This window comes from Micromonospora sp. SYSU B005 (assembly GCF_055362685.1).
In genome coordinates this window covers 378,589-391,397 of record NZ_JAXCFU010000003.1, presented here as the reverse complement: position 1 = coordinate 391,397, position 12,809 = coordinate 378,589, and the positions used below count along the sequence as shown (strand labels likewise).

Sequence of the window (12,809 nt, the reverse complement as noted above, 5' to 3'; positions counted from 1 at the left end):
TCGCCGACGCCGAACTGACCCCGGCCACGCCGGCAGCCCGGTGACCGGCTCCGCCGAGGGGCCCACCTGGGCGTCAGCTCATGTCGAGCGTGTACGCCGCCTCCCGCACGTCGGCGTCCGGATGGCGGCGCAACCCGATCAGCAGGTCCCGCCACGGCGTCTTCCAGCCGAACTCCGACCCGTGCGCCACGAGCGTCACCGCGAACAGCCCGCCGGCCAGGTCGCCGCGCCCGGCGAGGTGGGCCACGGTGCCGGCCAGCGCCGCCGGATCGGGCCGCCGCCGCATGGTCAGCAGACGCTCGGCGACGCGTTGCGCGGTACGGACCGCGACCACGGGCCGGTCCGCGCAGAGCGCGGCGACCTCGTCCAGGTCGTCGAGCCGCCCGAGGTCGACGAGCAGGCCGGTGGCCGTACCCAGGAAGCCGTCCCGGCCGGCGAGCCACCGCGCGGCCTCGACCAGCCCGGCACGGTCGGCGCCCGCGGGGCGGCTGTCGGACCACAGGGCCGCGCCCTCGGCGAGCGACTCGACGCGCCGCCGGGCGGGCCGGTCGGTCACCGGGCCGCCCGGGTCGTCGTCGGCCGCGTCCCGCTGGACCAGCCGCTCCAGCGCGGCCCGGAAGGCCTCGTCCCCACCGGCTCGCAGCAGGTTCGCCACCCCGATGCTCGGCGTCGTCTCGTCCGGGTCGGTGAGCCGGTCCACGACCAGGTCGGTGACGCCGGTCAGCCACTGCGACCACTCGCCGAGCGCGTCGAACGCGGCGCGGCGGACCTCCCGGTCGTCGGCACGGCACGCCGCCACGACCAGGCCGGCGTAGCTGCGGCGGTGCCGCTCCGAGATCCCCGACGGGTACGCGCCGAGCACCGCGCGCCGCTCCTCCCGGCTGGCGTGCACCGCCGCGCGCAGCACGGCCCAGGTCGCCTCGGGTCCCAGCCGCTGCCGGGCGGCGGAGACGATCGCCGCGCGCACGTCGCGGTGCGTGCCCGGATCGGCGTACGCCTCGCCGAGCGCCGCCATCGCGTCCACCCGCGCGTAGCGGGCCAGCAGCCGTGCGGCCTCCTTGCGGCTGGTGACCTTCGCGGCGCCGGTCAGCACCCCGCCCAGCAGGTCGGTCAGGCGGGCCGGCGGAACGTACCGGGCGGCCCGTCCGGCGGCGTACAGCGCGACACGTGCCCGGTCGCCGTCGGCGTACCGCAGCAGCACCGGGAACGCATCGTCCGGCCGATCGGTCCAGACCAGCGCACCCAGCGCCGCCTCGGCGACCGGCACCTCGGACGCGTCGACGTGGCGCAGCACCAGTTCGCGCCCGGCCGGGCCGGCCCCGGCGGCGGCCCGGATCGCCGCCGCCCGCTGCCACACCCGGTGACCGGAGTCGGCGATGACGCGGGCCTGCAGCGCGACGAACCGGTCCTGGTGGCGGGGGAGCCACCGCTGGGCGTACGGGGCCGTGCCGGGCACCCACCGCAGGCCGCGCTCCACGAACCGGCCGCGCGGGGGCCGGTCCAGCACCCGGTCGAGCAGGTCGGTGCGGGAGGTGCAGACGATCGTCCACACCTCGTGCAGTGCCACCGCCGACGCGTCCACGTCGAGCACCTCCGCGACGCGCTGCGAGCGGGTACGCGGATCGGCGAGCCAGAGCCTGGTCGCCGTGTGGGCCACCGGGGGCAGGGTGCCCGGCCCGATCGCCCGGCGCAGCAGGTCCTGTAGCTCCGGCAGCCGCCGGGCCCGCCGGCCGAGCGCGTGGGTGAGCGCGAACAGCAGCCCGTACCGGCCGCGCGCCATGCCCGCCTCGATCCGGCCGCGCAGCCGGTCGAACACCACCGTCTCCTGGCCGTGCCGCAGCACCGTGTCGAGGCGGCGCAGCATCGGCACGTTCGCGTCACTGCTCACCGCGTCGATCGTGAGCAGTGCCCACTCGGCCAGCTCCGGCACGTCCACGTGGAGCGTGAGGACGTCGACGGCGAGCCGGCTCAACGCGGTGGTGGTGGTCGCCGAGGTGTCCCGCGCGTCCACCGCGTCGGTGGTGAGCCCGGTCAGTCCGGCCGCGCTCGTGGCGGTGAGCAGTGGCGCCACGGTGGCCAGCGCGGTGAGCGCTGCGGCGCGTACCGGGTCCTGTTCGTTGCGCAGCCGGCCGAGCCGGACCACCACCTGGGCCACCGTCCGCGGCTCGCGGGAGCGGCGCGCCGCCGCCACCAGCAGCCGCCAGCCGTCCGCGCGCTCCTCCGCGTCGCCCGAGCGCAGCGCCGCGCTCGCCGACGCGGACGCCTGCGCCCACGGCAGGTACGCGCTCCAGAACCGCACCTGCTCCTCCCGCTCGTGGACCGTCGGCAGGCTCAGCACCCGGGCCGCCTCGCGCGCCCGTACCGCCGCCGGGAGCACCTCCATCACCGCGGTGCCGGGCAGCAGCGCGGTGGTGTCGGTGTCGGCCAGCGCGCCGTCGTACAGCTCGGCGCGGCGGCTCGGCGCGACGGCGCGTAGCAGACCGGCGAGCGCCCGGTCGTGCTCCCGCAGCCGGGCGGCGAGCGGGACCAACTCGTCCGTGGGCAGCGCGGCGAGGCGGCGCAGCAGCGCCCGGGGCAGCGCGGTCCGGGCCAGCCAGGCCACGCGGGCGGGCGAGACGAGCAGGCGTACGACCCGGCGCGCGTCGTGTGCGGCGAGTCGCCCGTACGCGACGAGCGGGCCGGGCAGCGACTCCTCGGGCGCGTACGCGTCGAGCAGGTCCAGCGCCCGCGCCGGATCGCCGTGCAGCACCGCGTCGGCGACCTCCGCCCAGAGCCGCCCGCGCGTCTCGGGCGGTGCCGAGGCGAGCCGTTCACCGGTGCGGGCCAGCACGATGTCGGAGTGCGTCCGCATCAGCCGTTCCGGGTTCAGCGCGTGTTCCAGGTCGGGCAGCCAGGTCCGTACCGTCTCGGGGCCGCAGGCGGGCAGCAACGCGGCGGCCTCGTGATCACCGAACCGCTCGCGTACCCCGATGATCAGTGCGTCGGCGACGGCCGGGACCGGCCGGCGGCGCAGCACCCGGTAGATGCGCCGCCGCGCCTCCGCCGGCCGGTCGGTCAGGTCGGCGGGCGTCACGCCGGCCCGCACCGCGGCGGTCAGCGCGGTGGCGGCGATCGCGGGCTCCGGGTCGTACGTCGCGGCCAGAACCGACGCGGTGTCCCGGGTGGCCAGCGCGGCGAGCAGCGCGAGACGCCGCTCGTAGCTGCCGCGCCGGCGCAGGTCGGCGCAGACCTGCGCACGGTCGGGCGCGGTGCGTGCCCACGCCACGAGGCGCCGCGCCCGGTCACGGTGGGTCAGCGGGTCGAGTGCGGTCAGCAGATCGCGGGTGGGGGTGAGCACGGCGCTCATTGTGCCGGTGCACGAGCGTGCGCTGCTGCCCCGTCGCGCAATTCCGCAATTCCTATGGAAATTGTAGATTTTCAGCGTTCTCCCAGCTGACCGGGATTGACATTAATCGGACCGTCGGGGATATTCCTAGCGGCGCGTCGGGGCGCGGGGCGGAGCAGGCGAAGTCTGCGGACTTCACCTGCGTGACGTGCGGAAAGGTGTTCGTGCTGCCCCTGCTCCGCGGGGTCCGGATGAGGTTGGGAAATGATTAATCGGGCCGTCGAATTCGCCAAGCACAATTCGCCGAATTCTCTGCGCGTCAAGGCCCGGCGGGCGCAGATGGAAGCGCGCAACGCCCGCATGCGACTCACCGTTCCGGTGGTGGCACGCAGCGAGTTCGACAACATCTTCCACTGCACCGTCCGCAAGACCGGCAGCCAGTGGATCAAGGCGTTGTTCAGCGACCCGGCCGTCTACCGCCACTGCGGGATGCTGCCCTACGACCCGCGCTTCTACGCCGGCGGGGCGACCGCGCCGGTGCCGGCCGGCCGTATCGGCCTGGCGATCTTCCTCTCCCACAAGCGGTTCGAGGCGGTGCCCAAGGCCGGCAGTTACCGCGCGTTCTTCGTGATCCGCGACCCGCGCGACGTCGTCGTCTCCAGCTACTTCTCGCTGCGCAACTCGCACGCCCCGATGGGTGACATCCCGCAGGCACGCAAGGCCCTCCAGGAACTGCCGAAGAAGGAGGGCATGCTCTACGTCATCGACCGGCTGCGCGACAAGAAGCAGTTCGGGCAGATGCGCTCCTGGGCGGTCGCGCCGAGCGACGAGACGTTCCGGCTGTTCCGCTACGAGGACCTGACCGGCGAGCGGCAGGCCGACGAGGTCGACCAGCTCATGCGGCACTGCGGGATCACGCTGCCGCCGGCCGAGCTGGAGGCGCTGCTGGCCCGCTACAGCTTCACCAAGATGAAGAAGTCGAAGGAGACCCCGGGGCGGATCTCCCACTACCGCAAGGGCGCCTCCGGCGACTGGCGCAACCACTTCGACGACGACATCTACGCCGCGTACACGAAGGCGGCCGGTGACCTCGCCGAGATCCTCGGCTACCCCGCCCGCGACGACGAGCGGAACGGGCAGGGGTCCGCCGCCCGGTAGTGCGGTGACGGCGGTACGGTGCTCGTACCGCTCGGAAGAGGGCGCATCACGAGCCCGCCTGCCCGAACCACAGATCGTGGACAGACTGCAAGCCGTCGTGCGTCGAGTCGGTCACCCGGAAGAACTTCCACGCATAGCCGAACGGGTCCTCGAACTCGACGTACCTTTCTCCCCATGGTGCGTTCGCCGGGCCGGCACTGATGACGCAGCCAGCAGCTTCACACCGCAGGGCCGCCTCGTCGATGTCGTCGACCTCGAGCCCGATGACAACGCCGAGCCCGCGCGGGCCGGTCTTCGTCTGACGTTCCCGGGCGCTGTCCGGGAACGGGATGCCGACCAGCGCGTCGACCAGCAACTGCAACGGACCCCGCCGGAGGATTGCCATGGCGAGACCACCATCAGCGCCAGGCACCGTGCCCACCGGGACGAAACCGAAACTCTGATACAACGTCGAGGCCGCCGTGACGTCACTGACCCGCAGCGCGACCCGTACCGGTGGCTCGTCGGTCATCCCGCGACGCTAGCGATTCGGCACACTGCGCGCAACGCTCACCCAACCGGTCCATTCCACCTCCGTATCTCGACCGTCCTATCGGAAATGCGAAGGATCGTGCGAGGCGGTGAGCGAATGATCCCCACCTGGGCCGCCGCCGTATGCTCCTGCCGTGGAGCTGCGGTTCACCACGCGGGCGTCCGACTCGGCCTGGATCGACACCGTGTGGACCTGCGTCAGCGATCGGGTCGACGAGATGACCTCGGTGGCGACGCCGTGCTGGGGACTGGTGTTCTGGCAGCGCGACGGGCGCTCCTACGCGGCCGTGTCCGGCCCCGAGACCGCGACCGGCACCGCGCCGGTGCCCGAGGGCGCCACGTTCGTCGGCATCGAGTTCGCGGTGGGCACCTCGCTGCGGCTCGTACCCACGCCCGCGCTGGTGGACGGCGGCGCCGAGCTGCCCGACGTGGGCCGCCGCACGTTCCGGCTCGACGGCGGCCGGTGGGAGACACCCGGTTCGGACGACGCCGAGGCCCTGGTGGAGCGGCTGGTCCGCGCCGGTGTGGTGGTCCGCGACCCGCTGGTCACCGAGACGTTGCGCGGCGGCCGTCCACCGGCGTCACCGCGTACCCTCGAACGCCGGTTCCGGGCGGCGACCGGGCTGACCCGGGGCGCGGTGCGGCAGATCGACCGCGCGCGCCGGGCCGCGGTGCTGCTGGCCGCGGGCGGCCCGCCCGCCGACGCGGTCACCACCTTCGGGTACGTGGACGAACCGCACCTGGCCCGCGCGCTGCGCCGGTACGTCGGACGGACGGCCGGTGAGCTGCGCGCGGGCGCCGGTGGGGCGATCGCGCTGGACCCGGCTCAGCGGGTCACGTCGTAGATGAGCTTGACGACGCCGTTGGGGTAGGTGGCCGAGTCGCGCAGACGCAGCGTCTGCCGGTCCCGGTCCGCCTGGCTGAACAGGCCCTTGCCGGCGCCGAGCAGCACCGGGAAGACGAGCAGGTGGTACCTGTCGATCAGGTCCGCCTCGGCGAGACGGCGGGCGAGTTCGGCGCTGCCGTGGATGAAGATGTCGCCGCCGTCGCCCTGCTTGAGCGCGGCCACGTCGGCGGTGTTCCGAAGGATCGTCAGCGGCCCCCAGCCGTCGATCAGCGCGTCGTCGGGCAGGGTGGACGACACCACGTACTTCGGCAGGTCCCGGTAGGCGGCGTGGTCCTCGGAGTCGCGCCAGGTCGGCGCGAAGGCCTCGTAGCTGCGCCGCCCGAACATCAGCGCCGTGGTCTGTGCCAGCTCCTCACCCTTGAGCGAGAACGCCTCCGGCAGGAACTCGATGTCCTTGACGACCCAGCCGCCGCTGCGGTGGTCCTCGCCCGGGCCGCCGCCGGGGGAGTCCACGACGCCGTCGAGCGACATGAATCCGGTGTAGACGAGATCACGCATGCGGCAATGCTAGGAACGGCCACCACCTGCCGTCTTGTACGGAACCGACACGCCTCAGCAGCCACACGAGACGCCGGCCGGCGCGGTGAGGTCGTCGGCGGGCCGCCGGACCAGCCCTGCCTCGGTACGCACCGGGAAACCCTCCCGCACCCAGTACTCGTACCCGCCGATCATCTCCTTCACCGGCCGGCCGAGCCGGGCGAACTCCCGCGCCGCGCGGGTGGCGCCGTTGCAGCCCGGCCCCCAGCAGTAGGTGACCACAGTGGCGCCCGGCGGGACCAGCTCGCCCGCCCGGGCGGCGATCTCCGCGGTGGGCAGGTGCACGGCGCCGGGGATGTGCCCCTGCCGCCATGCCGGAAGGGAGCGCGAGTCGACCACGACCAGGCCCGGTACGCCCGCCTCCAGGTCGGCGTGCACGTCGCTGACGTCGGCCTCGAACGAGAGCCGGGCCGCGAAGTGGGCGAGGGCGTCGGCGGGGCGGGCGGCGGGGATGCGCAGGACGTTCGACATGGCACTCATCGTGGTGGCCGTCGTCCGGCCGATCCAGTGGCGCGGGCGACGCCAGTCGCTAAGATCCCGCCATGAACCGCGCCACCGTGTCGGTGTTGGCGTACCAGGGCATGTCGGTGTTCGAGACCGGCATCGTCACCGAGGTCTTCGGCCTGCCCCGCCCGGAGTTCGACGTGCCCTGGTACGAGCTGACCGTCTGCGCGGAGACCCCCGGCGCGGTACGGCTGGTCGGCGGCGCCACCCTGCACACCGGCCACGGCCTCGACGCGTTCGCCGCCGCCGGCACGCTGATCGTGCCCGGCGTCGCCGACGTGCACGCCGACCCGTCACCGGCGCTCACCGGCGCGCTCCGCGCGGCCCACCGGCGCGGCGCCCGGATCGTCTCGATCTGCTCGGGCGCGTTCGCCCTGGCCGGCGCGGGACTGCTCGACGGCCGCCGCGCCACCACCCACTGGCGGTACGCCGACCTGCTCGCCCGGCGCCACCCGGCGGTACGCGTCGACCCGGACGTGCTCTACGTCGACGACGGGGACATCCTCACCGGAGCCGGCAGCGCTGCCGGTCTGGACCTCTGCGTCCACCTGGTACGCCGCGACCACGGCCCGACGATCGCCAACGCGGTCGCCCGCCGGCTGGTCGTACCGCCGCACCGCGAGGGCGGCCAGGCGCAGTTCATCGAGGCGCCGGTGCCCGGCGACCCGGAGGACGACCGGCTCGCCGCGAGCATGTCCTGGGCGCTGGCGAACCTGAACACCCCGATCACCGTCGACCGGCTGGCGCGGCGGGCGCACATGTCGGCCCGTACCTACCTGCGGCACTTCGCGCGGGCCACCGGCACCAGCCCGATCCGCTGGCTGATCGACCGGCGCGTCCAGGCCAGCCTGCCGTTGCTGGAGACGACCACCGCGCCGATCGAGGAGGTCGCCGCGGCGGTGGGGTTCGAGACGGCGGTGACGTTCCGGCACCACTTCGCCGCCGCGATGCGGACCTCGCCGTCGGCGTACCGCCGGGCCTTCACCGGGGCGTCGGGCGGTGCTCACGCGCCAGGCAGCGGGACGACGTAGGAGTCGACGCGGGCGATCAGCCCGTCCCGGAACGTGAACAGGTCGTTGAAGGCGAACCGGAACGGCCCGTGCTCGACGCTGACGCCCCGGCCCTCGCCGGTCACCACGACGACCGGCCCGTCCTCGTGCACGCGTTCGATGTCGAGCTGCGGGCTGCCGGTGAACGCCGGGTTCTCGATCTCGCCGTCGAACTCCGCCCGGCCCCGGGTGGTGCGGTGGCCGTGGATGACCCACTCGACGTCGTCGGTGAGCGTGGCGAGGATGCGTTCGTGGTCGCTCGCCCGGAAGCCGTCGAAGTATTCGGCGACCAGGTCACGCTGGGTTGCTCGGGTCACTGGTGTCTCCATCGTCGTGGTGTCGGAGGTGGGCGGCGAGGGCGTCGAGGATCGAGGCGAGCCCGTCGGCTGCCTGGTCGGTGCGCAACTCGGGCGGGAGCTTGCGCTGGTGCACGGTGAGGTCGGTGCCGTGCCCGGCGGGCCGCAGCGTGACGGTGGTGCGCAGGCCGGTGACCGGCTCGTCGAACACCAGCTCACGCGGCTCATCGACGCTCACGTAGACGAACCGCAGGCGCCCGGTCCGGCCGTCCGGGGCGCGGGTGTCGAGCGCGAACTCGCCGCCCGGTCGCAGGTCGACAGTCACCGTCGCCGCCGGCACCGTGGCGTGCGAGCCGCCCCAGAACGCGGCGATGCCGGACGGTGAGGTGAAGGCCTCCCACACCCGGTCCGGCAGGGCGGGCAGGTGGCGCCGCGCGATCAGCTCGTCGCCGTGCCGTTCGGTACGGGCCCTAAACGGGTCGCCTCCGGATCGGATAGGTGCGTCTCCAGCGCCTCGAGACGGTCGTCCCAGGCGCGCCGCTGCTCGTCGATCCACGTACTCAGCCGGGCGAGCCGGTCGACGCGCAGCCGGCACGGCCGCCGCGTGCCCTCTCGTCGCTGCTCGACCAGGCCGCACCGGCGCAGCACGCCGACGTGGTGGGAGATGGCCTGCGGCGTCAGGTCGAACGGCTCACCCAGCTCGCCCACTGTGGCCTCACCCCGGGCGAGGCGGGTCAGCAGGGCGCGGCGGACCGGGTCGCCGAGGGCGGCGAAGGCGAGATCGAGGTCCGGATCGGAGCGCATGGCCTCACGCTATCGCAAACACGCGTTTGCGCAAACGATCCTTTGTTGATGCTGGCGCCGGGTCAGAGCGCGCCGCTGCGGACAGCCTCGTAGATGGTGCTGATCGTCGGTGTGAAGCCGAGGCTGCGGGCGAGGCTGATGTCCATCTGCCCCCGCCACGGCTGACTGAGCGGTTCGGCGGAGGAGCCGTAGGAGTAGCCGACGAGCTGGGACATCTCGTAGATGCTCAGTGGCGACTCGTCGGCGATGTTGACGGTGCGGTTGTCGAAGGCGCCCGTGAGGGCCAGTGCGAACGCCGTGGCGATGTCGGCGTGGTGGCAGACGCTCAGTCTCTGTGCCGGGTGCCACCCCATGCCGGCCGCGAGTTCGGGCAACGATTTGAGGTGCCCGTCCCGGTCTCCGTAGATGAAGGGAAGCCGCAGGATGCCCCAGGTGAGCCCGCTGGCGCGAAGCAGCTGCTCGGCTTCGATCTTGCTGGCGGGGTAGGCGAGCGTCGGCGCGACGGGGTCGTCCTCACGCCCGGGGTGCGTGCTCTCGGCACCGTAGACGTTGGAGGTGCTGGCCAGCAGGAACCGGGCCTTCGGCGCGTGCTTCTCAACGGCGGCGATGAGATTGCGGGTGCCGTCCCGGTTGACGGCCCAGATCTGGTCGTCGTCGCGGGTGCGGAAGACAGCGGCCAGGTGGATGACAGCGGTGACGGCTTCCACGGCTGCCGGCAGGGATTCGGGGCTGAGGACGTCACCCTCGACGCGCCGTACGCCTTCGGGCGCTACTTTTCCGGGACGGACGAGGGCGCGGCACTCGACACCCGCCGCGGTGAGTCGCCCGAGCAGGCGGGAGCCGACGAGGCCCGTTCCGCCGGTCACGAGAACGGTCATGATCCGTGCTCCTTCCGGTAGTCGATGAGTCGTCTGGTCGCGCCGCTGAGGACGCGATTCATGGTCTCGATGTCCGCGGGGTCGACTCCGCCGAAGGCGACTTCCGCGATCAACGCCATCGGATCGGGGAGCGAGTGCCACAGGTTCACGCCGGCCGGCGTGATGTGCAGCTGCTTCTGACGCTGGTCGTCCGGGTCGGGTACCTGTTCGATCAGGCCTTTGCGGACGAGCGCTGCGATGACCGCGCTGAGGGTCGCCCGTTCGACCTCGAGTTCGCGGGTGAGGGTGCGCTGGCCGACCGGCCGGCCCTCACTCAGCCGGTACAACACGTACCACTGGGTGTTCCCGAGATCGTAGGGGCGCAGCACGGACTCCATGAGGGCCCGGCTGGCGAGGAAGTACTTCTTCGCCCAGACGCCCGGAGCGTCCAGCTCGTAGGCGTTCATGTCGTTAGGCACCTGACAACATTGTCAGGTGCCTAACGACATGTCAAGAGGCGGCGCGCCGGAACGAGGCGGGGTGCCCGGCAGTTGGATGAGCAGGGACGGGCGCGCCGTTTCGGGCGGCGTGGCATCGGGAACGTCGTCGGGACGGGCACGGGACGGAGGTCGACATGAGGACACCGAGTCGCCGTAGGCGAATGCTTGGCGTACCTTTGCTCGTCACCGCGCTGCTGACCGGCGCGTGCGGCGACGGCGGTGGGAACGACGGCGGTGGGAACGACGGCGGCGCCGCTGGCACGAGTGCGACCTCGGCGACCACCCCCGCGACGCCGGAGACGTCGCAGTCGTCCGGCGGGCCCGTGACGATCCCGACGTCCGCCTTCGTCGACCTGCCGCCGGAACTGCGCAAGACCGCCGCCCAGCCGACCGACGTCGCCGACGCGCTGCCCGAGCTGTGCGACAAGGAGTTCCGCAGCGGCGGTCGGTCGGTCACCGCGAGCGCCGCGATGATGAGCACCTACAAGCAGCCGAAGGACCCGCCGGAGAACGTCCCCTACGGCACGCTGCACCAGACCGTCTTCGCGTTCGAGGGCACCGGCGCCGCCGACTACCTGCGCCGGGTGCGCGGGGCGGTGGCGGACTGCCGGTCGTTCCAGGCCTCGGGCGGCACCGTCACCGTCGTGTCCCGGCCGATGGCCGGGACCGGGGACGAGGCCCTGCTGGTCACGGTGAGCCGGCCCGCTACCGGCCTGGACGGCAGCCCGGCCCAGGGCCGGAGCACCAGCCAGATCCTCGTGATCCGGGTCGCCGACGCGGTGACTGTCGTGCACGACCAGGGCTGGGAGGGCACCAGCACCGACCCCGGCCTGGCCGACGACATCGCCCGGGCCGCGGTCCGCGGCCTCGACTCCTGGCAGCGCTGACGTCGCCGGCCGCGCCCGCCTGGCCGCGCCGCCGGCACGATCAGGACACGGCGGTACGCACCAGCTCGGTGAGCTTCTTCTCCACCTCCGGGCTCCACCGCACCAGCGCGAACGACGCCGGCCACATGTCGCCGTCGTCGAGGTTCGCCGCCTCCTGGAAGCCCACTGTCGAGTAGCGGTACTTGAACTTCCCCGCGTCCTGGAAGAACACGACGATCTTGCCGGCGGCGTTCGCGTACGCGGGCATGCCGTACCAGGTCTTCGCCGACAGGTCCGGCGCGGCGGCGGTGATCGTGGCGTGCACGCGCTCGGCCAGCTTCCGGTCCTCCGGCGCCATCTGCGCGATCCGGTCGAGCACCGCCTGGAGGTCGTCGGCCTTCTTCGCGCCCTTCTTGCCCTCGGCGCGCAGCTCGGCCGCGCGCTCCTTCATCGCGGCGCGTTCCTCGGCGCTGAACCCGTCGGACATCTCGATCCCCCCTCGTGACTCGCGGTCCGCGTGGTGCCGACCGCCCGATGACAACGCTATGGCGCGGCGGTGACGGCGCGCTTCTCGATTCCTGATCACCTGCCGGGACCACGGCGACCCGGCGCGGCACCTACCATCGCCGCCATGGCAACCCGGTTCGTACAGATCAACATGAAGGCCCACGACGAGGTGGCGCTCGGCGATTTCTGGGCGAAGGTACTCGGCTGGGGGATCTCCAGCGAGGCCCCCGGCGTGACGAACCTCGAACCCGAGGACCTCACCTACCCGGACCCCCGCGCCCTCTACATCGACCTCGTCGTCTCCACCGAGCCGAAGACGGCGAAGAACCGCGTCCACGTCGACCTCGCGACCACCTCGGCCGCGCACCACGCGGAGCTGGTCGCGCGCCTGACCGCGCTCGGCGCCACCCCCGCCGACGTGGGCCAGGGCGACGTGCCGTGGACGGTCCTGGCGGACCCGGAGGGCAACGAGTTCTGCGTACGGGAGCCGAACCCGCGGCACGCGGACACCGGGCCGATCGCCGAGGTGGTGGCCGACTGCGCCGACCCGCGTGCCATGGCCGCCTTCTGGGGCCGGGCCACCGACTGGACCGTGCACGAGGTGACCGACCGGCAGGCGGTGCTGCGCTCCGCGAAGGGCGTCGGGCCGTACCTGCGGTTCGCCCGCACCGCCGACGCGAAGACCGGGTGGAACCGTGTCCACCTCGACGTCCGCCCGTACCCGTCGGACGACCTGGACGCCGAGACCGCCCACCTGCGGTCCCTCGGCGCGACCGACGCGGACCTGGGCGGGGCTGACATCCCGTGGCGGGTGCTGGTCGACCCGGAGGGCAACGAGTTCTGCGTCCTCACTCCGGGCTGACCGGCGCCGGGCGGGCGCGCCCGCCCGGCGCCGGTCAGCCCGCCCGCTCCGGCGGGCGGTACTCGGGGACCACCGGGATCGGGCCGACGAGGTGCCGGTTGAACAC

Annotated in this window: 15 protein-coding genes; 5 read left to right on the top strand and 10 right to left on the bottom strand. The window is 73.2% G+C overall.

Translation table 11 applies throughout. From position 1 onward, the window contains the following. Positions 1–73: 73 nt before the first annotated feature. Positions 74–3,346: a hypothetical protein gene (locus SM452_RS11030; protein ID WP_463839842.1), complete on the bottom strand. Its 3,273-nt coding sequence runs from the start codon at positions 3,344–3,346 to the stop codon at positions 74–76. 243 nt (positions 3,347–3,589) lie between these two features. On the opposite strand from SM452_RS11030, the gene SM452_RS11025 reads away from it, so the two are divergent. Continuing rightward, positions 3,590–4,483 (top strand): sulfotransferase domain-containing protein, encoded by an 894-nt coding sequence (locus tag SM452_RS11025; protein WP_262012126.1) that lies wholly within the window; start codon positions 3,590–3,592, stop codon positions 4,481–4,483. A 46-nt stretch (positions 4,484–4,529) separates the two neighbouring features. Here SM452_RS11025 and SM452_RS11020 read toward each other — a convergent pair whose 3' ends face one another. After that, positions 4,530–4,994, bottom strand: coding sequence for a VOC family protein (locus tag SM452_RS11020; RefSeq protein WP_018786453.1), 465 nt, complete (start codon positions 4,992–4,994; stop codon positions 4,530–4,532). Between the two features lie 154 nt (positions 4,995–5,148). On the opposite strand from SM452_RS11020, the gene SM452_RS11015 reads away from it, so the two are divergent. After that, positions 5,149–5,859: a helix-turn-helix domain-containing protein gene (locus SM452_RS11015; protein WP_463839841.1), complete on the top strand. Its 711-nt coding sequence runs from the start codon at positions 5,149–5,151 to the stop codon at positions 5,857–5,859. On the opposite strand, the gene SM452_RS11010 is transcribed toward SM452_RS11015, so the two are convergent. Continuing rightward, positions 5,841–6,419, bottom strand: a complete 579-nt coding sequence (locus SM452_RS11010; protein ID WP_355513017.1) for a dihydrofolate reductase family protein — start codon at positions 6,417–6,419, stop codon at positions 5,841–5,843. The genes SM452_RS11015 and SM452_RS11010 overlap by 19 nt on opposite strands. A 54-nt stretch (positions 6,420–6,473) precedes the next feature. Continuing rightward, positions 6,474–6,938, bottom strand: coding sequence for a rhodanese-like domain-containing protein (locus SM452_RS11005; RefSeq protein ID WP_463839840.1), 465 nt, complete (start codon positions 6,936–6,938; stop codon positions 6,474–6,476). 62 nt (positions 6,939–7,000) lie between these two features. Between SM452_RS11005 and ftrA the strand changes: the two genes are divergently transcribed. Then, entirely contained in the window at positions 7,001–7,993 is a 993-nt protein-coding gene (ftrA, locus tag SM452_RS11000; RefSeq protein ID WP_463839839.1) for a transcriptional regulator FtrA, read from the top strand. Here ftrA and SM452_RS10995 read toward each other — a convergent pair. The 5 genes from SM452_RS10995 to SM452_RS10975 all read right to left on the bottom strand — a co-directional run bounded on the left by SM452_RS10995 (position 7,966) and on the right by SM452_RS10975 (position 10,435). Further along, positions 7,966–8,328, bottom strand: a complete 363-nt coding sequence (locus SM452_RS10995) for a nuclear transport factor 2 family protein (protein WP_262012131.1) — start codon at positions 8,326–8,328, stop codon at positions 7,966–7,968. The genes ftrA and SM452_RS10995 overlap by 28 nt on opposite strands. After that, complete coding sequence (locus SM452_RS10990; RefSeq protein ID WP_463839899.1) at positions 8,306–8,731, bottom strand: SRPBCC family protein; 426 nt, start codon at positions 8,729–8,731, stop codon at positions 8,306–8,308. The genes SM452_RS10995 and SM452_RS10990 overlap by 23 nt, the downstream gene beginning before the upstream one ends. 14 nt (positions 8,732–8,745) lie before the next feature. Further along, positions 8,746–9,111, bottom strand: a complete 366-nt coding sequence (locus SM452_RS10985; RefSeq protein ID WP_463839838.1) for an ArsR/SmtB family transcription factor — start codon at positions 9,109–9,111, stop codon at positions 8,746–8,748. Between the two features lie 62 nt (positions 9,112–9,173). Further along, entirely contained in the window at positions 9,174–9,989 is an 816-nt protein-coding gene (locus SM452_RS10980; protein ID WP_463839837.1) for an NAD-dependent epimerase/dehydratase family protein, read from the bottom strand. Further along, positions 9,986–10,435, bottom strand: coding sequence for a MarR family winged helix-turn-helix transcriptional regulator (locus tag SM452_RS10975; RefSeq protein WP_194800819.1), 450 nt, complete (start codon positions 10,433–10,435; stop codon positions 9,986–9,988). Before SM452_RS10975 ends, SM452_RS10980 begins: the two co-directional genes overlap by 4 nt. A gap of 194 nt (positions 10,436–10,629) precedes the next feature. On the opposite strand from SM452_RS10975, the gene SM452_RS10970 reads away from it, so the two are divergent. Beyond that, positions 10,630–11,355 carry a hypothetical protein gene (locus tag SM452_RS10970; protein WP_463839836.1) on the top strand — a complete coding sequence of 242 codons (726 nt, stop codon included), beginning with the start codon at positions 10,630–10,632 and terminating at the stop codon, positions 11,353–11,355. 40 nt (positions 11,356–11,395) lie between these two features. On the opposite strand, the gene SM452_RS10965 is transcribed toward SM452_RS10970, so the two are convergent. Then, complete coding sequence (locus SM452_RS10965; protein WP_262012136.1) at positions 11,396–11,821, bottom strand: iron chaperone; 426 nt, start codon at positions 11,819–11,821, stop codon at positions 11,396–11,398. A 144-nt stretch (positions 11,822–11,965) separates the two neighbouring features. Between SM452_RS10965 and SM452_RS10960 the strand changes: the two genes are divergently transcribed. Then, positions 11,966–12,703, top strand: a complete 738-nt coding sequence (locus SM452_RS10960; RefSeq protein WP_463839835.1) for a VOC family protein — start codon at positions 11,966–11,968, stop codon at positions 12,701–12,703. Positions 12,704–12,809: the final 106 nt, after the last annotated feature.

What these genes read in the sequence shown, in the direction of transcription:
- SM452_RS11020 (WP_018786453.1), bottom strand. Translation starts at nt 4,994, where the DNA reads ATGACCGACGAGCCACCGGTACGGGTCGCGCTGCGGGTCAGTGACGTC.
- SM452_RS10960 (WP_463839835.1), top strand. Translation starts at nt 11,966, where the DNA reads ATGGCAACCCGGTTCGTACAGATCAACATGAAGGCCCACGACGAGGTG.
- SM452_RS10970 (WP_463839836.1), top strand. Translation starts at nt 10,630, where the DNA reads ATGCTTGGCGTACCTTTGCTCGTCACCGCGCTGCTGACCGGCGCGTGC.
- SM452_RS11010 (WP_355513017.1), bottom strand. Translation starts at nt 6,419, where the DNA reads ATGCGTGATCTCGTCTACACCGGATTCATGTCGCTCGACGGCGTCGTG.
- SM452_RS11025 (WP_262012126.1), top strand. Translation starts at nt 3,590, where the DNA reads ATGATTAATCGGGCCGTCGAATTCGCCAAGCACAATTCGCCGAATTCT.
- SM452_RS10985 (WP_463839838.1), bottom strand. Translation starts at nt 9,111, where the DNA reads ATGCGCTCCGATCCGGACCTCGATCTCGCCTTCGCCGCCCTCGGCGAC.
- ftrA (WP_463839839.1), top strand. Translation starts at nt 7,001, where the DNA reads ATGAACCGCGCCACCGTGTCGGTGTTGGCGTACCAGGGCATGTCGGTG.
- SM452_RS11005 (WP_463839840.1), bottom strand. Translation starts at nt 6,938, where the DNA reads ATGAGTGCCATGTCGAACGTCCTGCGCATCCCCGCCGCCCGCCCCGCC.
- SM452_RS10980 (WP_463839837.1), bottom strand. Translation starts at nt 9,989, where the DNA reads ATGACCGTTCTCGTGACCGGCGGAACGGGCCTCGTCGGCTCCCGCCTG.
- SM452_RS11030 (WP_463839842.1), bottom strand. Translation starts at nt 3,346, where the DNA reads ATGAGCGCCGTGCTCACCCCCACCCGCGATCTGCTGACCGCACTCGAC.
- SM452_RS10965 (WP_262012136.1), bottom strand. Translation starts at nt 11,821, where the DNA reads ATGTCCGACGGGTTCAGCGCCGAGGAACGCGCCGCGATGAAGGAGCGC.
- SM452_RS10975 (WP_194800819.1), bottom strand. Translation starts at nt 10,435, where the DNA reads ATGAACGCCTACGAGCTGGACGCTCCGGGCGTCTGGGCGAAGAAGTAC.